This is a genomic window from Staphylococcus sp. GDY8P126P (assembly GCF_017891965.1).
Taxonomy (GTDB): domain Bacteria; phylum Bacillota; class Bacilli; order Staphylococcales; family Staphylococcaceae; genus Staphylococcus; species Staphylococcus saprophyticus.
Window position 1 is genome coordinate 190,651 of the sequence record NZ_JAESKG010000002.1, and the last position, 24,462, is coordinate 215,112.

Below are 24,462 nucleotides of genomic sequence, written 5' to 3' on the forward strand. Positions count from 1 at the left end.
TTATGAAAATGAGTAGTTCTTATGCAAAAGTATATGAGGTATGTCACATAAAAATGCTAGTGAGACTTATACATGAGCGTTAGCTCAGGTAAACCTTTATCCTAATCATCGTTGCCTTGATTGCATAGGTGGGACTACGAAATCTCTATTAAAAAATTTGATTTCTGTCCCATTCCCCTCTTTGTTTTTAAAATCTTATGCACTTGACCACGCATCGCATGGTTATCAAAGTTATGTATCGAACTAAAATGCTCGTGCTCAAATTACGCATCTATGCATCGACACTTTGTCTAGTCGTAATAAGATGCATGTAAATGTTCAAAAATGTTTATAACATACTATTGTCATCGTTAGCAGTCCATGATATATTAAATCGTAATTATTACGATTAAAAAAGGAGTGTTTTTATTTGTCATCATGGACAATTATCGGCGGTGGCATCCACGCCGTGACAATTGCAATCAAATTAAGATCGCTTGGTCTAGATTGCACAAAGTTAACAATTATAGACCCACATACCAATTTGTGTGAGCAATTTGATCATTTCACAAAAAGCATTGATATGCCTTATTTACGCTCACCATGTGTACATCATGTACATCCCGACCCTTTTCACTTAAAACAGTATGGTAAGAAAAAACAATACACCCATGCTTCATATGGTCCATATAAGAGACCGAATCGCGACATCTTTATGGAACATACACACGATTTAATACATAGCTACAATTTAAATGATTGTCACGTTCAGGGTACTGTTTCTCAAATTAAACGCGTACAATCGCAATGGCACATACTGTGTCATAATCAATGGATCAAATCAACACATTTAGTTATCGCATTTGGTTGCAATCATGACCCCTTTATACCTGAATTATTCCATAATCAACCAGATGTTACGCATATATTTCAAAACGAGCATTGTTTGACCCATCATGCATCTCACATTATAGGTAGTGGCATTTCTGCTGCACACCTTACATTAAAATTATTAAAAAAGAATAACACTGAACCAATACATTTATGGATGAAAAAAGACATTACCATACATGACTTTGATGCTGATCCAGGCTGGTTAGGCCCCAAAAATATGAAATACTTTAGCCAAATGACATCTTCAAAGGCGCGCTTTAATTTGATTAAACAAGAAAGACACAAAGGCTCTATGCCAAAAGAACTGGAACTAAGATTAAAAAAATATATTGCACAAGGTCGCTTAATCATTCATAAAAATGAAATCACAGATATAGCCAACCATGCTATACATACGAAACAATATTGTATGTATTATGACCATTTACTACTTGCTACGGGTTTTAAAGAAAGTATCATGCAACAGCCAGTGATCAAACAACTTGTCGATAGTTACCAAGCCCCCATTACTCACTGTGGTTTGCCATCCATTAATGCTAATTTAGAATGGCTGCCAAATCTTTTTGTCAGTGGCGGCTTAGCTGATTTGGAATTAGGTCTATTTGCTAGAAATATTATGGGCGGACGAGAAGCTGCTTTACGTATTTCAGAAGTCTATGAAAAGACAACTTCAAACGACGCCACATTTATTTAAAACATAAAACTATGTCATCTAAATATATTGATTTACTTGAATCCTGAAATATAAAAAAGCGTCCAAGACATGTATTTTGTCTCGGACGCTTTCATTATTATTGCTATGATTTGATTAGAAAATAAAATGATTTGTGTTTGTTTTTCAATTTTTATTGTAAAATATCTTTTAGCGTTTAAGCGGTTTAATCGCAATCGTTCCACGCATCACACAAATCAATCTATCTGTGTCATCTTTAATATCTATATTCCAAACTTGTGTTGTTTTTCCTTCATGAATAATTGTTGCTGTCGCATATATGGTTCCCTCGGTTGTTGAACCAATATGGTTACCATTCATTTCCAATCCAAGGGGAACATACTTTTCAGTATCGATTAAATAAGCAGCTCCCATAGAACAAGCAGATTCTCCGAGCGCAAGACTCGCACCACCGTGTAAATAGCCAAAAGGTTGTTTCACCTTATCTGTTACCGGCATTGACATCACCATTAATCCACGTTCTTGCTTTTCTACTTTAATATCTAAAGCATCTAGCATATTTTCCATAACGTACACCTCATTTGCATAGAATTAATACTATAATATCATAGCTGCAATTGTTCCAAAAATAATCAATGGTATATTATAGAACACAAAATTAGGTATACATGTATCTCTAATATGATCATGCTGTCCATCAATATCTAAACCTGCTGTCGGTCCAAGTGTTGAATCACTCGCTGGTGACCCTGAATCACCTAAGGCACTCGCAGTACCTATTAATGCAATAAGCGCCATCGTACTTAAACCTAATGACTCTCCTAGTGGCACAAACAATGTGGCAATGATCGGTATTGTGGCAAATGAAGAACCTATACCTAATGTGACCACTAATCCAATAATATACATAACAATAATGCTCAATAATTTATTGTCTCCTACAACACCACTTAGACTATCCACTAATTTGCTGATATCCCCTGTTTCATTCATTACACCTGCAAAACCATTTGCAGATAATATGACTACGCCGATAAATGACATAATTTTGATTCCATCAACAAACTGTTTATCCAATTCCGTCCATTTATACGCTCTTGAAACAAAGAATACAAGCACACCTGCGAGCGCGCCAAATATCATTGAATCCGTAACGAGTTGTACTAAAAAAGTAGCTAAGATTGAAATCACAGTTACTATAAGTACGTAAGGTTTGATGACAATTGAATCATTATTTTTAATTTTTTTATGTTGGATATATTTTCTTGGTTTTCTATAATAATAAATACCTAATATCAACCCAACAATATAACCTAACGATGGGATAATCATAGCCTTCCAAATCATACCCATCTCAATTGGGTGATGTGCTTTGGTAAAGCCATTTTGTATGATTTGGTGGAAAATTTGACCAAAACCAAAAGGTAATAATACATAAGGCCAACACAAACCAAAACCAATGATAATAGCGATTTGTCTTCTGTCCACATTAAGTTCATTAAATAAACTAATTAATGGAGGTATGACAATTGGAATAAATGCAATATGTACGGGAATTAAATTCTGACTCATTATGCTCATGACAAGTAAAGCAATGATAATAATGATTTTCACTTTAACTCGTGACATCTTACTGTTTTCTGCATGAATTCCATCTATAATTTTATTCACTAAGAAGTCAGTAATACCACTATAAGAAATCAATGCTGCAAACCCACCAAGCAATGCATAACTAAGTGCCACCTCTGCACCATCTACTATATTTTTACCAAATACGGATACAATTTCAGAAACACTCATACCCGCTATTAATCCACCTACAAGTGCACTGACAAATAAACTAATAACTACATTTAATCTACATAAACATAAGACAATCATCAGTACAACGGCTATAACAACTGCATTTATCACAAAGCATAACTCCTTTATCACGTTATCGAACTAAAGTATCATGTGATTTATAATATCAATAACGATAGTACTTGTCAAACACATTATTAACTTTAATATTATTATTTAAAAGACTATGTAAACTTGGTTTATAAATCTATCTTTAAGTCATTGTCTTTTATAGACATTAATAACAAAAAAATGGACAACCATTAACGTTAATTACATCATGTTGCCCATTTTTTATAGTATTAAAATATTACAAATCTTACTATTTCAGATGACGCATCCATTCTACAATAGTAGGAACAAGATAACCTGTCGGCCCTTTAGGACCTTTATGTGTATGTTTATTTATCGTTGCTGGACCAGCTATATCAAAGTGCATATGTGGCGTTTCTCCCGCAAAATGATTAATAAATGTTGCCGCAAATAATGCCTTTCCTTGACCATTCGTATGGTTAACGAGGTCTGCAACATCACTATTTCTAATTAATTTTTGCTCTGTTGAAGTCATTGGTAATTCAAAAACAAATTCATCCATTTGACGTGCGCAGTTTAGTATATGTTGTAAAGTTTCATCTGCATTATGATTAAACACAGCCGCTTTATCATCGCCTAATGCCGCTACTGCAGCACCAGTTAATGTTGCAAAATCAAGAATCAATTTAGGTTGGAATTGATTCGCATAAAATACTGCATCTCCTAATACTAAACGACCTTCAGCATCCGTATTTAATACTTCAACCGATTCACCACTCAATGCAGTATATACATCATCCGGTTTCATCGCGATTTCATTAACCATATTTTCAGCAGCAGCAATAACACCAACAATATTAATCTTTAGTTCAAGTTTACGTGCTGCGTCAATCATGGCTACGACATTTGCAGAGCCACACATGTCATATTTCATAGTTTGCATACCTAATTTAGATTTAATAGAATAACCGCCAGAATCATATGTAATACCTTTTCCAACCAATGCAATCGGAGCATCATTTACGTTGCCACCGTTATATGACAAAGTAATGACTCTAGGACCATGCTTAGAGCCTTTTCCAACAGCATGTATTAAGCCAAATCCTTCTTCTTGAAGTGTTTTACTATCTTTTATATCAACGCTAACCTCAGTATGATTGAAATGTTTCTGTATCATTTCAGCATAAAAGCTTGGTGTCAATATATTAGGGGGTATATTACTATAATCTCTAGCAATATTGATGGCTGATGCAATAGCTTGTCCATGTTCAATTGCAGCTTCTATACCCCCTTCTTTGGAAGTACTGATATCTAAATCGATTTGATATGGTGCAGATTTATCGGTTTTATAATTATCAAATTCATAAATTGACTGCATACTTTGTTGACCTAATATTTCAGCAATTGTTTCTCTTGGTAACTCATGCGCTTGAAATGTATCAAACAATAATGAAACATGACTAATTCTGTTTTTCTTTAAATATTGAAATAAATGACCAAATACTTTTAAATAATCACTGTGATGGGTTGATTTTACATTACCTAAGCCAACCGTAATTAATTTTACAAATTTATCATTTAAATTGATCATTGTTGTAGAAATAGCAGCAATATTTGTACTTATAATTTGATATTGCTTTAATGTTTTAAGCTTGTCATTTAAGTTTTCATTTCCAACGACTACTGTTTCTAGTTGATTTAAATGCTCAGGTACTCCGATTACTAATGTATCCGTGTCACTTTCTTGATGATTACTAATATTAAATTTCATAATAGTTTCTCCTCTTTTCTGCTTAATTAATATCTTATATTGTTTATGTAATTTTCAAAATTTCTATTTTCTGTAGATTAAAAACAGAAATTATATTTGTCTAAAGTAATTTCTTGATACTGCTTATGTAATTCAAATAAAAACATCTATATGCTTAATGAGGCCGGAACATAATGATATGTCCCGGCCTCATTGCATCTCATACGACACATTCAAAAATGTATCTCAATGGATTTATTTATTAAAATTTACCTTTTTTAAACGCTAAACCAATACCGCCAAGTTTGAATACCGCACGTGTATCGATTACTTTCTTCATGAAGGCAGCTTTTTTACCTTGAATATCTCTACCATAAACAACACCAACGCCATCATGAGCGCCTAATGAACATACAGTACCGCGATCAACGTATTCAAATTCGTTTGTAGGTTGACCTTCTAAAATGTTTTTAACATTTTTAGCTGTGTGTTCACCTTGTTGCATAGCAATTTGTGCTGTAGTTGGTAATGGACGTTCTTCTCCTGCAGGAATAAACGCAGAACAATCACCAATAACAAAGATATCATCGTATCCTTCAATTGTTAAATCTTGTTTAGTAACAATACGTCCACGTTTAACGCCTTCAAATGACTCTTCCATTAATTTGCTACCACGCACACCAGCAGCCCATACTACTGTATTAGCTTCTAATTGTTGTTCTTCATCATTTACTTTTACTACGAAACCTTTTTCGTTAGCAGCAACGATTGGTGTACCAATTTTAAATTCTACACCTTTGTTTTCTAAGTAATTTACCGCATGATTAACTAATTCATCAGAGAACATTGGTAACATTTTTGGTGCTGCTTCAACACAAGTGATTTTCACTTTGCTTTGTTCTACACCATATTTGTTACATAATTCAGGAATACGGTCTGTTAATTCACCTAAGAATTCCACACCAGTAAATCCAGCACCACCAACAATAATAGCTAAATCTTTATCATCTTTTTGTTTTGAAGATGCATAATTAGCAAACTTGTCTTCAATGTGACGAGATAATTTACGTGCAGTTAATACATTTTCAATTTGGAAAGCATAATCTTTCATACCTTTGATACCAAATGTTTCACTTTCGAAACCTAATGAAACTACTAAAATATCAAAATCAAAGATTCCAGCGTCAGTTTCAACTTTTTTTGCATTGCGATCAATTTTAGTTACTTCTGCTTTTACAAAGTTAACTTTATCTTTGTTAACAACACTTTCAACTGGATATAGTAAATCTTCATAGCTAATTGTACCTGCTGAAGCTTCATGTAACCAAGTTGCTTCATAGTGGTAGTCATTTTTATTAATTAATGTAACCTCAGCCTCATCTGCTGAAATTTGCTTTTGTAATTTTGTAATAGTTTGTAAACCAGCGTAACCAGCGCCTAGAACTAATACTTTTTTACGATCTTGAGCCATTTCATTCACCTAAGCTTTCATAATTTTTTTGTTGCAATCGTCTTTTATTTACCCAATCTTTAAAAAGTAATTCACAAAAAAGACAATTTTCATCCAATACCAATTTTATAGTTTTTATCGTTGATTTTCAAGCGCTAACGACCATATTGTTTATTATTTCACATAAACGTACAAAAGACTATAGTTTACACTTATTGTTTAAGTGAACCATAGCCTTTTTATCAGTTTATTTAATTAGCAATCTTCAGGCGTCCCAGCCACTTTAGCAGTTCTAAACGAACTACCGCAACCACATGCTGCAATGGCATTCGGGTTATCTATTTGGAAGCCGCCTCCCATTAAAGATTGTTTAAAATCGATTGTCGTACCATCTAATACTGGTTTATCGTACTTATCAACTAATACTTTCAAACCATAAAATTCGAATATTTCATCGTTCTCGCCAGGTTCTTCTTCAGCAGACATGCCATAAGTTAGGCCTGTACACCCACCACCATTTACTTTCACTTTTAAATAGCCATCAGGCATATCGTTCTGTTGTAACATGTCTTTAACTTCATAAGCTGCTGACTCTGTCATATTAATCACTGTCATAACAATTACCTCCTAAAAAATCCATGTTTCTTCTATATGTGCGTATATTTTTTGTAATAAATCATCTGGAGATTCACCTTCAACGATATCACCATTCACTAATGCATACAAGCCGCTAGAACATATACCACAATTTTGTAAACACCCATATTCTAAAACATCTATGCCTGGATCATTTTCAAGCTGATTGTATACATAATCTCCGCCCTTCGCTAAATTCGAAATGCAGAACTCAACTATTGGATTCATATTACACCCTCTCATTAATTATCAGTTAGACAATTATAACAAAAACACTGGGGCTATATCTACATACTAGCTTACAGAAATTTTGATTAACGCTTCAATTCATCATTGAGTTGACCTTTATCAATGTATGCCCAGTCTCAATCACATTTGATTATTTGATTTTCAAAGTTAATATTTACTTATCTAAAAATTTTGTAATGACAAATTAGAATGCGTCTACTTTATTTGTAGTAGTAAACAAAAAAGCATATAATATATCTAAGTAAGCTGATTATAGAAAATTGGTATATCGATGCAGAATAAAACATGATTTAATCACATTTTATTTACATTGAAGTACAATGGACATGTTCTACAATGATTTAAAATTTATCATATCTTTTCTGCTCAATACAATTTTTATTAGAGGGGTATCACAAATGAAAAACTTAGTATTACTAGGTGGTGGCTATGGTAATATGCGCATCATGTCTCATATTTTACCATCAGCACTTCCAGAAAATTATTCAATTACATTAATTGATCGCATGCCATACCATGGTTTAAAACCAGAATTTTATGAATTAGCTGCGGGAACAAAATCTGACAAAGATATCCGCATGAGTTTTCCTGATTCAGATAGAATCAATAACGTTTATGGCGAAATTACTGATATTAATTTGGATGACCAAATCGTATCTGTAGGGCACACCAAGGTTGATTATGATGAACTTGTTATCGGACTTGGTTGTGAAGATAAATATCATAATGTGCCAGGTGCAGAAGAATACACACATAGTATTCAAACACTTTCTAAATCGCGTGAAACATTCCATCATATTAGTGAACTTCCAAATGGTGCTAAAGTAGGTATTGTAGGTGCAGGTTTAAGCGGTATCGAATTAGCTAGTGAATTACGTGAAAGTCGCAGTGATTTACAAATTTTCCTGTATGATAGAGGAGAACGTATTTTACGTCGTTTCCCTGAAAAATTAAGTAAATATATAGAGAAATGGTTCAAAAAACATGATGTCAAAGTTGTACCAAACTCTGATATCAACCGTGTTGAACCCGGTTGTATTTACAATAATGACGTACCAGAAGAACTTGATTTAATCGTGTGGACTGCAGGTATCCAACCAGTAGAATTAGTTAGAAACCTACCTATTGATATCAGTAAAGGCGGGCGCGTCATTTTAAATCAATATCATCAGGTGCCTACTTACAAAAATGTTTACGTGGTCGGCGATTGTGCAGATTTACCTCATGCACCAAGCGCGCAATTGGCGGAAGCTCAAGGTGATCAAATTGCTGATGTGATGAAATTACAATGGCAAAACAAACCACTTCCTGAAAAAATGCCAGAAATTAAAATTCAAGGTTTCCTTGGATCACTTGGTGATAAAAAAGGGTTCGCATACATTATGGACCGCACCGTTACTGGTCGTCTAGCTTCTATCTTAAAATCAGGCGTCCTATGGATGTATAAATACCATAACGGTTAAATCGTTTTGAAGCTCCAAACTAAGCCTTTTATCTTGGCTTAGTTTTTTATCAAATATGCTAATGATCACTGAGATCAATATATTTACAGCTAATTTTAGAGGCGTCTAGGACACATCATCAAATGACCTAGACGCCTTCTTTTTTTACTGTAATTCCATAAATTTAGTAATATCTTTTAACTGAACATAACCATCTGAAACATATTCGTCATTCATCGTAACTAAGGGATAAAATAATTCATCCTCTTGGATGCGTTCAATATATTGTTGATCATGATCTGTTAGATTTTCTACATCTTTTTCTATATCGATATACGTAAATTCAAATTGTTTGTCCGGATATTTACGTTTTAATAAAGGCTGTAACCAATCAAATGTGTTACGAGAAGTAGGTGCATTGACACAACTCGCACATACAACATCTGCTCCATAAACAACGACGCTCACTTTATCCATATATCTTTCTCCCCTTTTGTTTTGATTTATAGATTTTTCCCTATTTTTCTATTATAATAAAAAGATAAGTAGAAAATGAAATAATTTACTTGAAAGGAGGCATTTTTATGCCAACTGAAAACGTAACGATGTTTGATCAAGTAGCAGAAGTTATCGAAAAACTACGTCCCTTCCTATTACGCGATGGCGGTGACTGTTCACTTGTAGATGTAGAGGATGGTATTGTTAAATTACAATTACATGGCGCATGTGGTACATGCCCAAGTTCAACTATCACATTAAAAGCAGGTATCGAACGTGCTTTGCATGAAGAAGTACCAGGAGTAATCGAAGTAGAACAAGTATTCTAATTGATAGACTTACTATATATATAATAACATCAAAAATTGAATGGCTTTCGAACACTTTTTAACCTAGAACACGAAAACTGTGTACTAGGTTTTTTAATTTTAATATTTCACCATCCATTTTAAACTAAATGTTTTATACACTTATAATATGACGTTATTTAGCTTATTTTACGTTTTAAACCCATTAAATAATCCTTTCAAAAATTCACATAAACTGTGAAATTTGAAAGGATTGTTTAATTTTATACGTTATTTTTTATGCATGTGTTGTTCAATACGTTCTGCGATATCAACCCAGCCTTTCCAACCAATATGCACCGCATCACTTACCACATATGGTTCATAATCTTTATCGGTCATATTATAGGTATGTCCGCCATGATCTATAATCGTATTGTCAATCTTGTCATATATTTTTTGACGTCTCTCTTGTTTGATTCCGATGTGATCATACCATTTACCATTAGAAGGTAAAATCACATATTCAACATCTGCGCCACCTTCACGTAACGTATCTACAAGTAATTTTAAATCATTAAATTCAGGAGAATTTTGTCTGAATTCGTAATTTCGGTTAATTTTACGTTTATGCTGTTTGATTAAACCCCAATATTCATCTCGAATACCAAATTGATTTGACTTGGTACGCGCTTCACCGTATGATTCCGCTGCTGACTCAATGTTATGCCACGAACTATTTTTATGTGTAACAGGATCGATATGTGATAAAGGAGACGTTCTTAATGGATATATTGATTTAATTGCTTCAATTTTTTTCAATTGATTATCTTGAAATTTTGAAAGATATTGAGTTTCTTTTGGCATATGGCCTGCTGCTACTTTTTCTAAATAAGGTCTGTTTTCAACATCTTTGAACTGTAATAAACGTTTCGCATAACGTTGTTTCAACTTAGGGCTTAATTGATTTTGATTAAATAATCGATTTAATTGTCCCTTTGAAATTCGTGCTTTGAAATTATCATGTGTTAATCCATGTTTTGTAAACCACTGTGGTGACACAATAAAGGCCATCTTTTTGCCTCTTAAGTTTTCATATTGCGAACCAAGTTCCACGGCATTGACTAAGTCGGTTGATCCACCTGTCCCAATTAAAAACGGTTGCTTCGGAACATCTTTTCTACCATTTAGTAAAAACGCCGGGTTAAATGGATCATCTTTTTCTAATTCACTGGACCCATAAATAGGATAATATGCATTGGATTGATACATTTTATCTTGTATTAAAGTACCTTTTAATACTTGATCAGTCAGAGCAACACGTTGCGTAGCTAATGTTTTGGAATTGATTAAACCAGTAAACCAACTCGCTGGCAACATTACAAAGATGCCAAATAGCACAAGACTTACAATGATTGGTATAAATGGTTTTAGTTTCATCGTAATTCTTCTAATACCACTACAATCTTATTAGGTGTCGCCCACTCATCTCTGTCAAAATCCATAATTGAAACTTCAATATCTAATTTATTTTGAATTTCTAGTAATAACCCTACCGTTTGGAATGAATCAATAATACCTTCCTCGAATAATTCCACATCAGGATTTTCCTTAATCACATTAGTCTCAGCTACTTCAGTTAATAAATCTAATACTTGATCTCTAAATTCCATAATATTTTCCTCCTAAATTTTAAAACAATTTCCCAGAAAAGATGAAAAAGCCAAATGTTACAAAATGGAATGTAACGATAATACTTAATAGTGCCGTAAATTGATTTGACCATTTTGGCGGATGTTTTTTACGCCATTTTTCATAATAACCATAACCAATAAATAAAACTGCATGATATAAGCCATACAAAATATAATAAACTTCAATGCCATGCCAAATTCCCATTATTAAAAAGTTTAATGAAAAGGCAATATTAGACATCGTGAACTGACTTTTTAACAATCTCTTTTTCGACATAAAGAATAACGATCTCATATAAATACAATCTCTAAACCAGAATGACAATGACATATGCCATCTATTCCAAAAATCTTTAATATTCTTTGCTTTAAAGGGTTGTTTAAAGTTTTGCGGTGTTTGTATTCCATATAAATAACTAAAGGCCATAGCAAATAAAGAATAACCAGCAAAGTCAAAAAATAAATACAGACTATACGCATACATATAAAGCCATTTAGCAGTAAAACTATTAAAATCCAACAACAGTGGGTTTATAGCATAAACTTGAATTAAATAGGCAATGATATATTTATATAAAAATCCAAGCATAATATAATGAATTGCCTTATGTAATAATTCTTGATATTGGTCACTGGATGGAATCTTTGCTTCATCTTTAACAAATCGTTTATAACGATCTATCGGACCTGATGAAATGGTTGGAAAGAACGATATAAATTGAAATACTTTCGATACTTTAACTTCTTTAATCGAACCATCTCGTATTTCAATTAATAGTTGTACACTTTTGAACGTGACGTATGAAATACCTAAAAAGCCAATAAATTCAATAACTTTATTTTCATGTAATTTCAATTGTGCTGCACCAAACCACGAGCTTTGCATGACTTTGACAACCACTAACGGCAATATCGATAAAACAATAACGACAAAAAATTTACTGAATGTATTATTTTTTGCACGTGATTTCCAGTAAAACATGATAATGGCTACTTGCCAGAGAATGTATAAGATAAAATTAATTAACTGTATACTTAAAAATGATAGTCCAAAAAGATTGTGTTTTTCTGAAGAAAAAATGAGAACAATCATCACCATGGTACTGATACCATTATAAATTCGACTTCTCTTGCCAACTAACCCCATGATAATGACAGGTAATAGTACAATGAACGCTATGAGAAAAAATGTAAATGTGCCATATGGAATCATGCTTGTATGTCCTCAGCGATTTGTTTTCTATCTAGTTTTCCATTTGCCGTTAATGGAAATTTATCTTTAAATATTATTTTTTTAGGAATCATATAATCTGGAATTGATTTTTTAAGCGCTTGTTTAATGTTATGTATCATAGCTTGTTCAGCATCGATATCTACTTCCTCATTTAAAATGACTACACCTTGCAATTGCACAACTTTACTATTTTTATAAATTGGAACAACAACCGCTTCTTTTATTACATTAACCTGCCGTAATTGAAATTCAATCTCTTCTAATTCCATACGGTAACCATTAAGTTTAACTTGAAAATCTATGCGACCATTGATAAACCATTGCTCATGCTTCTTCGTCGCTTTGTCACCTGTGTAATAACTTGGCTGTCCATTGGATGTTTTAAATACCGCCTTAGTGCGCATTTCATCTTTAACGTATCCAGCACTCACACATTGACCAGTTATCACTAACTCGTCATTCTCAGCTAAAGACAATATTGTGCCTGGTCTCGGTACGCCAACAGGTAATGGATTATATTGATTTATGATATCTTCAGTAATCCGTATGCTTGTAACTGCAACCGTTGCTTCAGTAGGCCCGTATGTATTGTAAATATACGCAGATGGGAATCGCTGTAATAACGTTTTTGCCGTTCTATGTGGCAAAATTTCACCACAGAAGAAAAATTCTTTCAAACTATCATATTGATTTTCTGAAAGATTTGGTAACATTAAACACATTTCCATAAATGAAGGCGTTGAGACCCATACATTAATGCGTGTTGCTTCTAGCATTTGGTTTAATAGTTTAGGCTTATTAATCATTGCTTTGTCTACTAAATTTAACGTGCCTGCCGTAGCTAAACATGGATAAATCGCCATTACTGATAAATCAAATGAAAAAGGCGCTTGATTTAACCACTGTTGGTTTTCACCTAATTGATTGAGGTCGACCATCCACTGCGTAAACTGATTTAAACTATCATAACGAATTTGTACACCTTTAGGTTCACCTGTTGAACCAGAAGTAAAAATCGTATAAGCAATATTTTTATCTTCAATCAGCGCATTAAATTTAATAGATGTATCCATGTCATTAAATATATTCAAATCAAAAATATGATTATGTTTTATGTCTAATAAACTTTCTGTCGTATTTAAAATATAGTCAGGTTCTACTTTTTCAATAATAGAACTAATTCGATCTTCAGGCATTGAAACATCTATGGGTACATAACCACAACCTGCTTTTAAACTTGCAAGCATCCCTACAATCATATAAGGCGACATATGTCCATATACGATCAATGGACTTTGACTGTCTTTTATTAATTCTGCTAGTCCATTCGTATATTGATTAAGTTCTCGATAATTGATTGTTTCATCATTATGTCTTATTGCAATTTGGTCGGGGTAATTCTTTTCATTTTCAATTAATGAATATACAATATCTTTCATAATTTTCTCCTCGATTAAAATTCATTATAAATAAAGTTATTATGCGTATCTCCAGAACCGTAAATTAAGTATAAGGCTATAAAAATAGCAAGATATAATAATGTTAATAACCATGGCTTCATTTTTTGATAGGTAGGTTTTTTATTCATTTCTTTACTCATCATCCACCTCCTTTATTATTTATCCTATTATTTTTTTATTACATAACAATATTTTTGGGTTGTAAGTCTATTTACAGTATTTTAACATTTTTCCAACTTATTATACATTTTTTATGATGGTCTGACAATCGAATAAAGTATTTTATATATAACAAAAATGTTAGATGGTTTAAAATATTAAAATGCTCAAAATACAATTGTATTTAATGCACTTATAATCAGTGAAACTAAACGGTTTAAAAATCAGTTATCTTTATACATCAGTTTTTTGCTATCAAAAAAAGAGCCCGCAAACATCCATAGATGTTCGCAGACTCTTTTTAATTGGGACGTATGTATTGAAAGTCCCAATCCCTAAATACAAGATACTTTTTATTATTTTATTGGTGTTTTAGGATGTAAATTGTTTAATACTAATCGAATATTATCAACGCATAGTTGAATCATACGATTTCTTGTTATTACAGACGCACTACCAATATGAGGTACAATCACGGCATTAGCCATCGCTAAGAGTGGATGTTTCATATCTATCGGTTCTTCACGTAGAACATCTAAACCACAAGCTGCGATGTCACCATTTTCTAAAGCAGCGATTAGTGCTTGTTCATCGACAACTGCGCCGCGTCCTATGTTGATAAAAATCGCATCGTTTTTCATTTTTTTAAATGCTGTAGCATTAAATTTATTTTGAGTTTCCTTTGTGAGTGGTGCTGTACATATTATAAAATCGCTATGTTCTAATAATGTATCAAATGGTACATACAATGCCCCTAACTCTTTTTCGGCATCTTCATGTCTAGAGCGATTATGATACATGATTTTAGTATTAAAGCCCTTTAATCTTCTAGCAAAAGCTTTACCAATATCACCCATGCCATAAATACCCACATTCGCATTACTCAAGTCTTTGCCCGCAAACAAATATGGGCCCCAACTTTGCCACTCGCCATTTTGAACATATTTCTCAGCTTCTACAATTCGTCTTGCTACTGCCAACATTAATGTGAATCCTAATTCTGCAGTCGTTTCAGTTAAGACACTCGGTGTATTCGTTGCGATAATACCTTTATTATTTACGAGATCAATATCAATATTGTCAAAACCAACTGCCATATTTGCAATAATTTTCAGGTTAGGTGCTGCTTCCAGGGCTTCTTCATCTATTTTTTCACTCAAAGTTATAAAGCAAGCCGTTGCATCTTTGATGGCATCTAAAAATTGCGCTCTAGGCATCGGAATAAGTGACTCATCCCACATTTCTATTTGTCCAAGCGCTTCTAATTGTTCTATAAAAGGTTGCGGAATTTTTCGAGTAACAATGATTTTATCCATACGAACACTCCTATTTTTCAAGTTCTTTAATCACTTCATTTAAATCCTTAAAAGTATAAGTCGGTGGTACTGATTTTTTCTCTATTTCTTCTTTAGTTGTGACACCAGTTTGTACATGAATCGTGTCTATATCAACATTAATACCAGACATAATATCTGTATCATATAAATCTCCTACCATCGCTACATCTGAACGGTCTAAGTCTAAAATTTCTAAGGCTTTATTCATAATAATCGGCTCTGGTTTGCCAATAAATACGGGTTGGACACCTGTCGAAACTGACACGACACTTGTAATCGCTCCATTACCTGGTAAAAATCCTCTCTCTTTTGGTATAGAGACATCTTGGTTTGTTGAGATAAACTTAGCACCATTTCGCACACCTAACGTTGCAGTTGAAAGCTTTTCGTAGGTAACTTGCTCATCTAAACCAACCACTACGTAATCCACGAATTCATCGTCTTTGAGTACCAATCCTTGTGCAGTTAAAGCATTGGATAACCCGCTTCCACCTAACATGTATACAGTTGCTCCAGGTGATTCTTCTGCGATAAATTCTGCGGTTGCCAAAGCTGATGTAACAACTTCATCAGCTTGTGCGACAATACCCATTGTATTTAATTTTGATACTACTTCTTCTGGTTCTTTCGTTGAATTATTTGTCACGTATAAATGTGGAATATTTTGATTATTTAAGTAAGAAATAAATTTGGCTGCTCCATCAATTTCTTCATTCCCTTTATACATCGTTCCATCTAAATCGATTAAATACGCTTTATAATTTTTCATTATGACTTATTCTCCTTTTTTACCAAAAGCTGTGATTGGAACATTTTCATTTTTTAAAAACTGAATTACTTCATCAATATAACTTTGATAAAATGGCACTGCTTCATCAAAGATGGGTATCAATGTCGTCGTATTAAGTTCATCATAATAATGAACAAATTGCTTTCTTACATCAACGGTTTGATTAATTTGATGTTGTGTATCTTTAGATATCACTTTTTCTAACGCTAAAATATCTATAACATCCTTATAATTACCAGGATCTCTAAGTATAAAGCCGTCTATAATCATATTACCAATGTCTACCGCTGATTCAATAAACATTTGCGCAATACGTTCAAATGCATAATGATTATCTTTATGGCTAGGATAATCTTGAATTAATTGTTGTAAATAATTTAATTTAGTATTCAATTGTTCTTTATTAACAAAATACATTTTAGTCACCCCTATCCATCTCATCATACCATAACTTTGCAGACAAATTCATTTATGGTTATACTGTAAATCAAGACTTTTAGTAAGATCAAAATTGCTTTAAATAAGCTAATTTAAACTAAATACTTATATTGTTAGGAGCCTAAACATGATTGATATGTATCTATATGATGATGATGAATCTGCACAAGCCCAATTTGTTGGTTTTGTTGGTGAACACAGCCGTTATGATTTAATGCTAGTTCAAACCAACCGCCATTTTGGGAAAACAATCGTCCTTAATATGCAAACAAATAAATTTGGCATTATTGGCACAGATGACTTAGAAGAAGAAGGCTATATCGCACATATTCTTGGTGTGTCTGAAATCGAAGGTAACGAGATTACAGCATATTTAAATGAAGTCATTCAATAACATGATGCCATAGTACTTGCACTATGCCTCAAAATATTAATCAATAAAAACAAACCAAAAGCGTATAATCGCCTTTGGTTTGTTTTGTTAAAATGGAAATATCTATTCACTGTTTGCCAGCTTATATTATTTCTCTGATTGTTGGATACTGGGCTGAATTTTAACATCATGCAGTTTATCTTCTTCAAGTATCGCGTCACTTTCTGTTGTTTCGCTTTCATCTAACTGTGTCTTAATTTCACTTTCTGGAATACGTCTTAAAATAAAGTAAGGACAGCCAAAATTACAATACTCTAATAGATAATCTTGTATTGTTGAGAATCGTTTACTTAACTCTGCCTTTTTATTATTATCATTATAAAACCCTTTTAATCTCAATTGGTCATATCCAAAATCACCAACAATGAAATCATACTTATCCAAAATATCTGAGTATCTGTTGGCAAATGTTTCTTCTTCAAAACACGCTCTATATTCCTCTATTATCTCAAAGTATTGTCCATTTACTTTTATCATATCATTCACCTAATCTATGTCATTTCATAAACTCAATTATAAATAATAAAATATTAAAATGACTCACATATTTATATCATATTTCTAATAAAGACTTAGTTCATATAGTGCGATACACGCAATCATCTAAAATGAACTAAGCCTTATTTTAATTAGTTATTCGTATCTGTACCAATTTCATTACCAAGTTTTTCTTCTCCGATGCGGTGTCTTTCTTTTGCAGCTTCATTTACTTGTTCATCTGCATGATAAGAACTTCTTACAAGTGGACCAGCTTGGCAATGTTTAAAACCTTTATCCATTGCTACTTTTCTTAATTTACCAAATTCTAAAGGTGTGTAATATTTTTCAACTTTTAAGTGTTTACGTGAAGGTTGTAAATATTGACCTATTGTCAAAATATCCACATCATTAGCACGAAGGTCATCCATTGTTTCATAAATTTCCTCGTGTGTTTCACCTAATCCCACCATTAAACTTGATTTTGTAGGAATATCAGGTTGTAATTCTTTAGAACGTCTCAAGAACTCTAATGTACGATCGTAAGTCGCTCTAGCACGAACTCTCGGTGTCAAACGGCGAACTGTCTCGATGTTATGGTTTAAGATATCCGGTTTTGATGCCATTAATGTTTCTAATGCATCATAATCTCCGCCCATATCTGAAGGTAAGATTTCAATTGATGTAAATGGATTACGTTCACGTACTTTACGCACTGTTTCAGCGTATACATTTGAACCTGCATCTCTTAAATCATCACGCGCAACTGCAGTAATAACAACATGTTTTAAATTCATTAACTCTACAGATTCTGCCACGCGTTCTGGCTCATCTAAATCTAATTCGTTAGGTAAACCAGTCTTAACTGCACAGAAACGACAAGCTCGTGTACAAACTGCACCAAGAATCATAAATGTTGCAGTACGACGCTCACCCCAACACTCGTGTATATTAGGACACTTTGCTTCTTCACAAACTGTATGTAAATTCTTTTCGCGCATCATTTTCTTAAGACCAGTATAATTTTCGTTAGTATTTAGTTTTATTTTTAACCAATCTGGTTTACGTAAAATTTCTTCATTTTTAGTAGCCATAACATGACAATCCTCCCGATTTGAAATCTCTAATCATTATAACGAAATTTCCAACAAATTAAAACGTATTATTACAACAATTTAATATTCTAACAATTTTTCCTTGAAAATATCTCGTAAAAACTCTGGCATTAAGTAATCTATGGCTTGGTCTTTTAACATTGGGAAATATCTACCAAATGTATACATATCAACTGTTCCTAAGATATACGTGCCATCATTATCTATTTCTTCACCATTGATAAAATAACGTGATTCCGATTCGATAAATCCAAGGTTATATAAAATATAACCGCCAAAAATATCACCCCTAAAACCCAAACCTTGCGCATGTTCATTCAAATATTCTTGCTTTTGACTTTTAATAATTACTTGCTTTAATTCTTGACCACTTAATTTAATACGCACTGCGTTAATTGGATGCGGTAACATTTGATGAATATCATATTCTGTAATTTGATTACCATCAATTCCTTGTACAATTAAACCAGCATTAATAATCGTACAATCTGCATTCGTAAATTCAAACAAACTCTCTGCTAGCATATAAGATGTTTGTGAAATCATGTTCGTTCTTCTAGGTAATTGGATGGGATAATCTATGACAGCGTCACTAAGGAGTGCCTTGCCTTCCGCTTCAAAATGTGTTTCTACTTCAGGCAGCTTTTCTATAGGGTGAATCGTTGCTTCTTTATGCACTACAACATTATCTTCAATCTCTAAAGTAACCTCACCTAAGAAATAACCATATTTACCTGCAGCTGCCATAAGCACGCCATGATTAAATTCACCATTTTCGAAATAATGATGCGTATGACTTCCTAAAATCAAATCAATTTCAGGTATTTCTTGACATAACTTTTCGTCAAAAAAGACCCCTACATGACTCATAATAATTAATAAATCATAAGCACCTTCATTAGCACTTATCTCGTCTTTAATTGCTTCTAATGGATTCGTCACAACCCAGTCTAGCGCTCTATAAAACGGCGTAAATGGAGCTGTAGCAGCCACAAATAATATACGCACACCATCTATTACCTTAATAAATGATGAAGAGATATTATTTGGTAATTGACCGCGTTCATCAAAAACATTGGCACAAGTCACATCAAATTTTGCATTATCGTATAATGTGTTTAATGCATCATGAGATATCGTCATACCTTCGTTATTACCAATCGTAGCCAAATCACAATGTGCATCATTTAATAATTCAACATTTTTGATACCCATCGTTGCCTCAGTCACAGGCGCTGACAAATCAACGTGATCACCTATATCTAAGTAGAGCGAGGGATGATTCAATTTAGGTCTCTCTTGAGCTAAATACTCAGTGATACGTGCGTATTCATGTAGATGACTGTGTATATCATTCGTATGATAAATTGTTAATTTCATCTATGTTTTCCCTCCTCTTATTTTATAAAAATGATTTAATGATTAGATATATACCCATTATGAGCATGACTGCACGCAATAATGTAACGACAGTATTCGATTGAATGGATCGATTAATTTTGACACCTAATTTAGCACCAAAATAACTTGCTATAATTAAGATGATTGCATAACCCCAGGCTACGTGACCTTGTACGATATGACCTGCTGAACTGACAACACTTGAAAAGAAAATCATCATCATACTCGTACCTACCGCAACATGCGGTGGGAATCTAAATACAATGAGCATTAGTGGTGTCATTAAAGCACCGCCACCAATACCAAAGAGTCCTGTTAAAATACCAATAAATAATGTAGCCACAAATGCAACCAATGGTGGTACGTGATAGTGATATGTTTCCCCATGACCATCCACATAGGTTTTTTCATATTGTGGTTTCGCAAATACTTTTAAAGGCTTAATTTTATTTCTCACCATCAATAGGATGGCAACTAAGATTAAAAATATACCAAAATATAAATTAAATGATTCTAATGTCAGATAACGACTTATGATTGAACCAATTAATGAACCTGGTAGTAAGCCAAATAAAAATATCGATCCATTCTTAACATCAACTTGTTTTGTCTTAAGATAACCAAGTGTGGAAGATAAGCCGGTTACAATTAATATAACAGAAGATGTTCCGATAGCAATTTGAGGTGTTATGCCGTGTAACAAATCATTATCCACACCTAAGTATACAATTGTCGGAACTATTATTATGCCGCCACCAATACCTACTAAAGAGCCTATGACCGCTGACAAACCACCAATTAAAATCAATAATATAATTGTTAACATCTTATCGCTCCTAGAATAATTTTAATTGCTGTGGTGCTAATCCTTCGTAATCTATGCCCAACAAGCGTTGGTATGTTTTAGCATTTTGTGCTGCATGACCACCAGAATTATTATTAAATACAACATAAATTTTTTTGGCTTTATGTTCTAATACTTTAACTTTATTCACTAAATCTTGTAGTTCAGATTCACTGTAATCATATAGATATCTCACGTCGCGCCATGCCTCGTCGGTCATGTCCTTTTTCGTCCACCCGTGAACATTCCGACCATGATAACGTACAAATGCTTTTTCATGCGTGATTCTATTGACGAGCGGTATAGACCCTTGACCTGCTTGTGGTTCATCACAAACAGCATGGATGATGCGTTGTTGCGTTAAAAACGCCAATGTTTCTTCTTTAAATTGATCATTAAACCACGATTGATGCCTAAACTCGACACATATCGGAAAGTCTTTTAATTGTTCTCGCACGTATCTTATATATGTAATATTCGGTACGGTACAATCAAACCATGGTGGAAATTGAACTAATATCATAGCAAGTTTACTTTCATCTATTAGCGGTTGTAACATATCCTTAAATTGATCAAAAAGGCTTTGTCTTGTTTCTGCATAATCATGAAAATCAGCATGAAGTGTTAGTGCTTGATGTATTTTAACAATAAATTCAAAGCGTTCTGGTGTTTCTTTAATCCACTTTCTTATATTCCTTTCAGGTTGTATGGCATAATAAGTTGCATCAAGTTCCACTATTGGAAAGTGACTTGCGTATGTAATTAATTTATCTGTTTTTCGTTGCAAATCCTCATATAATGTATCGTGGTCGCCCCAACCTGTTAATCCAATATTTATCATATCTATCACCAAATTAATGATACCACAGATGATTTATGATATTCACTTGATTAAATTCAATTTACGATAACTTTAAAAAACTAAAGATTTTTATTTCAAATGATTTACTATGTATCATAAAAAATGAGACTAGCAACTTAATAATTCATTAAGCCTTCTAGTCTCGTCTTTGATAATTTTTCATATATGGCGTTGCAGTTATCGATTCATTATTTCATTTGCTTGTTTAACCACATTTTCTATTAGTGCCCAAGCCGACATATGTTGTACAAGCCTTGGACTTTGACCACTCCATAAATGTGTCCACTGCGCATTACCTTTATTTGCGGCTTCTTTGCGCAATGCATTTGTCAGTTGATTTTGTATCGGATAATCTGGAATTTCATCATCATATTCATTCATTTTATGAATAAATTCATTATCTATGCCTCTTGCTGGTTTACCAGTAATAACATTAGTGACAACTGTATCCGTTTCTTTACTTTGACTAATTGCATGCTTATATAGTTGACTTGCACCACTTTCATCTGATGTTAAAAATGCTGTGCCCATTTGAACACCTTCTGCGCCTAATACCATACTAGCCACTAATCCTCTACCATCCATAATCCCGCCTGCTGCTACGACTGGGATATTGATTTGATCAACCATTTGAGGAACTAAAGACATGGTGCCAATAAGCGGTGTAAGTTGGCTTGCAGTTTCAGAAAACGCGCCTCTATGACCACCTGCTTCACTACCTTGCGCAATGACCATATCCATTCCTGCAGATTCATTGGCTATTGCCTCTTCAACACTTGTTGCTGTGCCAATTAATTTAATATGACGTTCTTTTAATTTTTCAATAACTGTTTGTTCCGGAATACCAAATGTAAATGAAACCGCAGGCACACCTTTTTCAATAACTAGGTCAATCGCATCTTCAAATTGCTGTTTTTCAGTCATATTGATTACAGGCTCTTCTATATTAAATGCACGTCTATAGGGCTTTAACCATGCATTCATATGTTCCACTTTTTCAGGGATGTATAATTTATCACTTGGTACGAATAAATTGACTGCATAAGGTAAATCCGTTAATTCTTGAACATAAGTAATTTCTTGTTCTAATCTATCTGATCTAAAATATCCAGCTCCAATTGTACCTAATCCACCAGCATTACTCACAGTTGCAACTAATTCAGGTGTCGTTGAACCAGCCATGCCCGCTTGAATAATTGGATATTTTACATTCAATAACCCAGTAACTCTTGTAGATAATTTCATACCAACATACTCCTTTAATACACGTCTAAGGCAAGTCGAGACGCAGACTACCTTATCCGTTTTGATTTGATCAGCAACCAACTCAAATTCACACTAGATAGATACTTCCTCAAAAACTATTTTTCACTATATGCTTTTTTCTGTAATTCTAATTTTTCCTTTTCTTCTTCGTCCATTTCATCTTCAATTTCCATTCCGAGCATCTCTTCAATCAGATCTTCATGAGAAACAATCGCATCGGTGCCACCATATTCATCTAACACAATCGCTAAATGCTTTCTTGAAACTGTCATTTTTCTTAACACCCACTCGGCTCTATTGTGCTCATTCACAAATAAAGGTTCAGATGTATAGTTTAAAATATCATTATCTGGTTCACGACTCCATGCAAGTAAGTATTTAGAATGGAAAATACCTATCACATCATCTATATCTTCATCATAGACTGGATATCTAGTGTAAGGCTTTGATACGACTGTCTCATATGCATCTTCGTATGAAACATCTGATGGAAAAGCTGTAACATTGATGCGTGGTGTTGTATCTATATCTGTAATCTTTAATTGCTCAAAATCCATGACACCTTGTATGCGATTTCGTTCTATTTCATTAAACGCACCTTCACTGCCTGCAATCGTCACCATCTGTCTAATTTCTTCTTTAGAAAAGCGCTTTGTCTCATCTGTACCATTTGATAGTGCTTTATTTATCAAATCTGTTAATGCATTTAATATCTTAGTGATTGGTTTAAAAATAAATACAAAAAATGAAATTGGTGTATAAATCAAACGCGACATTCTGTCAGGATAAGTGGCAGCGATAGATTTGGGTATAACTTCCGAAATAATGATAATTGCTATCGTAGTTACTGCTGTAGCTAACCCAACATTAATCCCCATATCAACTGCAAGAATTGTTACAAGTGTCGGTAAAATAATATTTGCAATATTATTACCTATTAAAATCGTAGTTATAAATTCGCTCGGTTTACTTAATAACTTTGCGAGTTTTCCGGCTTTTTTGTTTCCGTGTTGTGCATCTGTTTGTATCTTCATCCTGTTTGCAGCAGTTAAAGCTGTTTCACTTCCTGAAAAGAAAAATGAAGCAAACAAAAGTATGATTATAGCAATAATCATCAGTGCAAGACTCCTTTAGCAATCATTATTAAAAAACTTTATATTTTGATATTTTATTCCCTAATCCTATATATGATAAACACGCTTCCACTTGATAGATTAAA

26 protein-coding genes are annotated in these 24,462 nt (G+C 33.3%); 4 read left to right on the forward strand and 22 right to left on the reverse strand.

Features of this window, described 5'->3' with window-relative positions; translation table 11 throughout:
- Positions 1-409 precede the first annotated feature (409 nt).
- Complete coding sequence (locus KA893_RS03365; protein ID WP_115343880.1) at positions 410-1,567, forward strand: NAD(P)-binding domain-containing protein; 1,158 nt, start codon at positions 410-412, stop codon at positions 1,565-1,567.
- 168 nt (positions 1,568-1,735) lie between these two features.
- Here KA893_RS03365 and KA893_RS03370 read toward each other — a convergent pair whose 3' ends face one another.
- From KA893_RS03370 to KA893_RS03395, 6 genes are all read right to left on the reverse strand, one after another.
- Complete coding sequence (locus tag KA893_RS03370; RefSeq protein ID WP_002483808.1) at positions 1,736-2,113, reverse strand: hotdog fold thioesterase; 378 nt, start codon at positions 2,111-2,113, stop codon at positions 1,736-1,738.
- A 30-nt stretch (positions 2,114-2,143) separates the two neighbouring features.
- Entirely contained in the window at positions 2,144-3,460 is a 1,317-nt protein-coding gene (locus KA893_RS03375) for a Na+/H+ antiporter family protein (protein ID WP_037538895.1), read from the reverse strand.
- Positions 3,461-3,710: 250 nt separating this feature from the next.
- Positions 3,711-5,192, reverse strand: coding sequence for a M17 family metallopeptidase (locus KA893_RS03380; protein WP_194375902.1), 1,482 nt, complete (start codon positions 5,190-5,192; stop codon positions 3,711-3,713).
- A 241-nt stretch (positions 5,193-5,433) separates the two neighbouring features.
- Positions 5,434-6,642, reverse strand: a complete 1,209-nt coding sequence (locus tag KA893_RS03385; protein WP_037538897.1) for an NAD(P)/FAD-dependent oxidoreductase — start codon at positions 6,640-6,642, stop codon at positions 5,434-5,436.
- Between the two features lie 234 nt (positions 6,643-6,876).
- The gene (locus KA893_RS03390; protein WP_011303524.1) at positions 6,877-7,236 is read right to left on the reverse strand and encodes a HesB/IscA family protein; all 360 of its coding nucleotides are present in this window, start codon (positions 7,234-7,236) and stop codon (positions 6,877-6,879) included.
- 12 nt (positions 7,237-7,248) lie between these two features.
- A complete protein-coding gene (locus tag KA893_RS03395) occupies positions 7,249-7,485 on the reverse strand; it encodes a YuzB family protein (RefSeq protein WP_002483813.1) in 237 nt (78 codons plus the stop codon).
- A gap of 419 nt (positions 7,486-7,904) precedes the next feature.
- On the opposite strand from KA893_RS03395, the gene KA893_RS03400 reads away from it, so the two are divergent.
- A complete protein-coding gene (locus KA893_RS03400; protein WP_115353024.1) occupies positions 7,905-8,969 on the forward strand; it encodes an NAD(P)/FAD-dependent oxidoreductase in 1,065 nt (354 codons plus the stop codon).
- A 144-nt stretch (positions 8,970-9,113) separates the two neighbouring features.
- Here KA893_RS03400 and KA893_RS03405 read toward each other — a convergent pair whose 3' ends face one another.
- Positions 9,114-9,425: a YuzD family protein gene (locus KA893_RS03405; protein WP_002483815.1), complete on the reverse strand. Its 312-nt coding sequence runs from the start codon at positions 9,423-9,425 to the stop codon at positions 9,114-9,116.
- A gap of 107 nt (positions 9,426-9,532) precedes the next feature.
- Here KA893_RS03405 and KA893_RS03410 point away from each other — a divergent pair, with 107 nt between their 5' ends.
- Positions 9,533-9,775, forward strand: coding sequence for a NifU family protein (locus KA893_RS03410; protein ID WP_002483816.1), 243 nt, complete (start codon positions 9,533-9,535; stop codon positions 9,773-9,775).
- Between the two features lie 249 nt (positions 9,776-10,024).
- On the opposite strand, the gene dltD is transcribed toward KA893_RS03410, so the two are convergent.
- The 8 genes from dltD to KA893_RS03450 all read right to left on the reverse strand — a co-directional run bounded on the left by dltD (position 10,025) and on the right by KA893_RS03450 (position 16,824).
- Complete coding sequence (dltD, locus tag KA893_RS03415; RefSeq protein WP_011303526.1) at positions 10,025-11,173, reverse strand: D-alanyl-lipoteichoic acid biosynthesis protein DltD; 1,149 nt, start codon at positions 11,171-11,173, stop codon at positions 10,025-10,027.
- On the reverse strand, positions 11,170-11,406 hold the full coding sequence (gene dltC, locus KA893_RS03420) for a D-alanine--poly(phosphoribitol) ligase subunit 2 (RefSeq protein WP_194375900.1): 237 nt from the start codon (positions 11,404-11,406) through the stop codon (positions 11,170-11,172). The genes dltD and dltC overlap by 4 nt, the downstream gene beginning before the upstream one ends.
- A 19-nt stretch (positions 11,407-11,425) precedes the next feature.
- Positions 11,426-12,640 (reverse strand): D-alanyl-lipoteichoic acid biosynthesis protein DltB, encoded by a 1,215-nt coding sequence (dltB, locus tag KA893_RS03425; RefSeq protein WP_194375899.1) that lies wholly within the window; start codon positions 12,638-12,640, stop codon positions 11,426-11,428.
- Positions 12,637-14,100, reverse strand: a complete 1,464-nt coding sequence (gene dltA / locus KA893_RS03430; RefSeq protein ID WP_115347487.1) for a D-alanine--poly(phosphoribitol) ligase subunit DltA — start codon at positions 14,098-14,100, stop codon at positions 12,637-12,639. Before dltA ends, dltB begins: the two co-directional genes overlap by 4 nt.
- Before the next feature lie 14 nt (positions 14,101-14,114).
- On the reverse strand, positions 14,115-14,261 hold the full coding sequence (locus KA893_RS03435) for a teichoic acid D-Ala incorporation-associated protein DltX (RefSeq protein ID WP_011303529.1): 147 nt from the start codon (positions 14,259-14,261) through the stop codon (positions 14,115-14,117).
- Positions 14,262-14,636: 375 nt separating this feature from the next.
- Positions 14,637-15,596 carry a 2-hydroxyacid dehydrogenase gene (locus tag KA893_RS03440; RefSeq protein WP_194440773.1) on the reverse strand — a complete coding sequence of 320 codons (960 nt, stop codon included), beginning with the start codon at positions 15,594-15,596 and terminating at the stop codon, positions 14,637-14,639.
- Positions 15,597-15,606: 10 nt separating this feature from the next.
- Entirely contained in the window at positions 15,607-16,386 is a 780-nt protein-coding gene (locus tag KA893_RS03445) for a TIGR01457 family HAD-type hydrolase (protein WP_129334778.1), read from the reverse strand.
- Positions 16,387-16,392: 6 nt separating this feature from the next.
- Positions 16,393-16,824, reverse strand: coding sequence for a DUF86 domain-containing protein (locus tag KA893_RS03450; protein WP_002483824.1), 432 nt, complete (start codon positions 16,822-16,824; stop codon positions 16,393-16,395).
- A 148-nt stretch (positions 16,825-16,972) separates the two neighbouring features.
- Between KA893_RS03450 and KA893_RS03455 the strand changes: the two genes are divergently transcribed.
- Positions 16,973-17,239 (forward strand): DUF3055 domain-containing protein, encoded by a 267-nt coding sequence (locus KA893_RS03455; RefSeq protein WP_002483825.1) that lies wholly within the window; start codon positions 16,973-16,975, stop codon positions 17,237-17,239.
- Between the two features lie 126 nt (positions 17,240-17,365).
- Here the strand turns inward: KA893_RS03455 and KA893_RS03460 are convergent, their stop codons facing one another.
- The 7 genes from KA893_RS03460 to KA893_RS03490 form a co-directional block, all read right to left on the reverse strand.
- Positions 17,366-17,755 carry a YutD family protein gene (locus tag KA893_RS03460; RefSeq protein ID WP_037538900.1) on the reverse strand — a complete coding sequence of 130 codons (390 nt, stop codon included), beginning with the start codon at positions 17,753-17,755 and terminating at the stop codon, positions 17,366-17,368.
- A gap of 152 nt (positions 17,756-17,907) precedes the next feature.
- Positions 17,908-18,849: a lipoyl synthase gene (gene lipA / locus KA893_RS03465; protein ID WP_002483827.1), complete on the reverse strand. Its 942-nt coding sequence runs from the start codon at positions 18,847-18,849 to the stop codon at positions 17,908-17,910.
- Between the two features lie 81 nt (positions 18,850-18,930).
- Positions 18,931-20,250, reverse strand: a complete 1,320-nt coding sequence (locus tag KA893_RS03470; protein WP_041079614.1) for a bifunctional metallophosphatase/5'-nucleotidase — start codon at positions 20,248-20,250, stop codon at positions 18,931-18,933.
- Between the two features lie 22 nt (positions 20,251-20,272).
- Positions 20,273-21,097: a sulfite exporter TauE/SafE family protein gene (locus KA893_RS03475; protein WP_011303534.1), complete on the reverse strand. Its 825-nt coding sequence runs from the start codon at positions 21,095-21,097 to the stop codon at positions 20,273-20,275.
- Positions 21,098-21,107: 10 nt separating this feature from the next.
- On the reverse strand, positions 21,108-21,956 hold the full coding sequence (locus KA893_RS03480) for a DUF72 domain-containing protein (protein ID WP_002483830.1): 849 nt from the start codon (positions 21,954-21,956) through the stop codon (positions 21,108-21,110).
- 198 nt (positions 21,957-22,154) lie between these two features.
- Positions 22,155-23,222, reverse strand: coding sequence for an NAD(P)H-dependent flavin oxidoreductase (locus tag KA893_RS03485; protein ID WP_041079618.1), 1,068 nt, complete (start codon positions 23,220-23,222; stop codon positions 22,155-22,157).
- A 116-nt stretch (positions 23,223-23,338) separates the two neighbouring features.
- Positions 23,339-24,358, reverse strand: a complete 1,020-nt coding sequence (locus KA893_RS03490) for a hemolysin family protein (RefSeq protein WP_041079620.1) — start codon at positions 24,356-24,358, stop codon at positions 23,339-23,341.
- Positions 24,359-24,462 lie beyond the last annotated feature (104 nt).

Excerpts from the sequence above, each read along its gene's own strand:
- KA893_RS03370 (WP_002483808.1), bottom strand. The coding sequence starts at position 2,113 with ATGGAAAATATGCTAGATGCTTTAGATATTAAAGTAGAAAAGCAAGAA.
- KA893_RS03380 (WP_194375902.1), bottom strand. The coding sequence starts at position 5,192 with ATGAAATTTAATATTAGTAATCATCAAGAAAGTGACACGGATACATTA.
- KA893_RS03385 (WP_037538897.1), bottom strand. The coding sequence starts at position 6,642 with ATGGCTCAAGATCGTAAAAAAGTATTAGTTCTAGGCGCTGGTTACGCT.
- KA893_RS03390 (WP_011303524.1), bottom strand. The coding sequence starts at position 7,236 with ATGACAGTGATTAATATGACAGAGTCAGCAGCTTATGAAGTTAAAGAC.
- KA893_RS03395 (WP_002483813.1), bottom strand. The coding sequence starts at position 7,485 with ATGAATCCAATAGTTGAGTTCTGCATTTCGAATTTAGCGAAGGGCGGA.
- KA893_RS03400 (WP_115353024.1), top strand. The coding sequence starts at position 7,905 with ATGAAAAACTTAGTATTACTAGGTGGTGGCTATGGTAATATGCGCATC.
- KA893_RS03405 (WP_002483815.1), bottom strand. The coding sequence starts at position 9,425 with ATGGATAAAGTGAGCGTCGTTGTTTATGGAGCAGATGTTGTATGTGCG.
- KA893_RS03410 (WP_002483816.1), top strand. The coding sequence starts at position 9,533 with ATGCCAACTGAAAACGTAACGATGTTTGATCAAGTAGCAGAAGTTATC.
- dltD (WP_011303526.1), bottom strand. The coding sequence starts at position 11,173 with ATGAAACTAAAACCATTTATACCAATCATTGTAAGTCTTGTGCTATTT.
- dltC (WP_194375900.1), bottom strand. The coding sequence starts at position 11,406 with ATGGAATTTAGAGATCAAGTATTAGATTTATTAACTGAAGTAGCTGAG.
- dltB (WP_194375899.1), bottom strand. The coding sequence starts at position 12,640 with ATGATTCCATATGGCACATTTACATTTTTTCTCATAGCGTTCATTGTA.
- dltA (WP_115347487.1), bottom strand. The coding sequence starts at position 14,100 with ATGAAAGATATTGTATATTCATTAATTGAAAATGAAAAGAATTACCCC.
- KA893_RS03435 (WP_011303529.1), bottom strand. The coding sequence starts at position 14,261 with ATGAGTAAAGAAATGAATAAAAAACCTACCTATCAAAAAATGAAGCCA.
- KA893_RS03440 (WP_194440773.1), bottom strand. The coding sequence starts at position 15,596 with ATGGATAAAATCATTGTTACTCGAAAAATTCCGCAACCTTTTATAGAA.
- KA893_RS03445 (WP_129334778.1), bottom strand. The coding sequence starts at position 16,386 with ATGAAAAATTATAAAGCGTATTTAATCGATTTAGATGGAACGATGTAT.
- KA893_RS03450 (WP_002483824.1), bottom strand. The coding sequence starts at position 16,824 with ATGTATTTTGTTAATAAAGAACAATTGAATACTAAATTAAATTATTTA.
- KA893_RS03455 (WP_002483825.1), top strand. The coding sequence starts at position 16,973 with ATGATTGATATGTATCTATATGATGATGATGAATCTGCACAAGCCCAA.
- KA893_RS03460 (WP_037538900.1), bottom strand. The coding sequence starts at position 17,755 with ATGATAAAAGTAAATGGACAATACTTTGAGATAATAGAGGAATATAGA.
- lipA (WP_002483827.1), bottom strand. The coding sequence starts at position 18,849 with ATGGCTACTAAAAATGAAGAAATTTTACGTAAACCAGATTGGTTAAAA.
- KA893_RS03470 (WP_041079614.1), bottom strand. The coding sequence starts at position 20,250 with ATGAAATTAACAATTTATCATACGAATGATATACACAGTCATCTACAT.
- KA893_RS03475 (WP_011303534.1), bottom strand. The coding sequence starts at position 21,097 with ATGTTAACAATTATATTATTGATTTTAATTGGTGGTTTGTCAGCGGTC.
- KA893_RS03480 (WP_002483830.1), bottom strand. The coding sequence starts at position 21,956 with ATGATAAATATTGGATTAACAGGTTGGGGCGACCACGATACATTATAT.
- KA893_RS03485 (WP_041079618.1), bottom strand. The coding sequence starts at position 23,222 with ATGAAATTATCTACAAGAGTTACTGGGTTATTGAATGTAAAATATCCA.
- KA893_RS03490 (WP_041079620.1), bottom strand. The coding sequence starts at position 24,358 with ATGATTATTGCTATAATCATACTTTTGTTTGCTTCATTTTTCTTTTCA.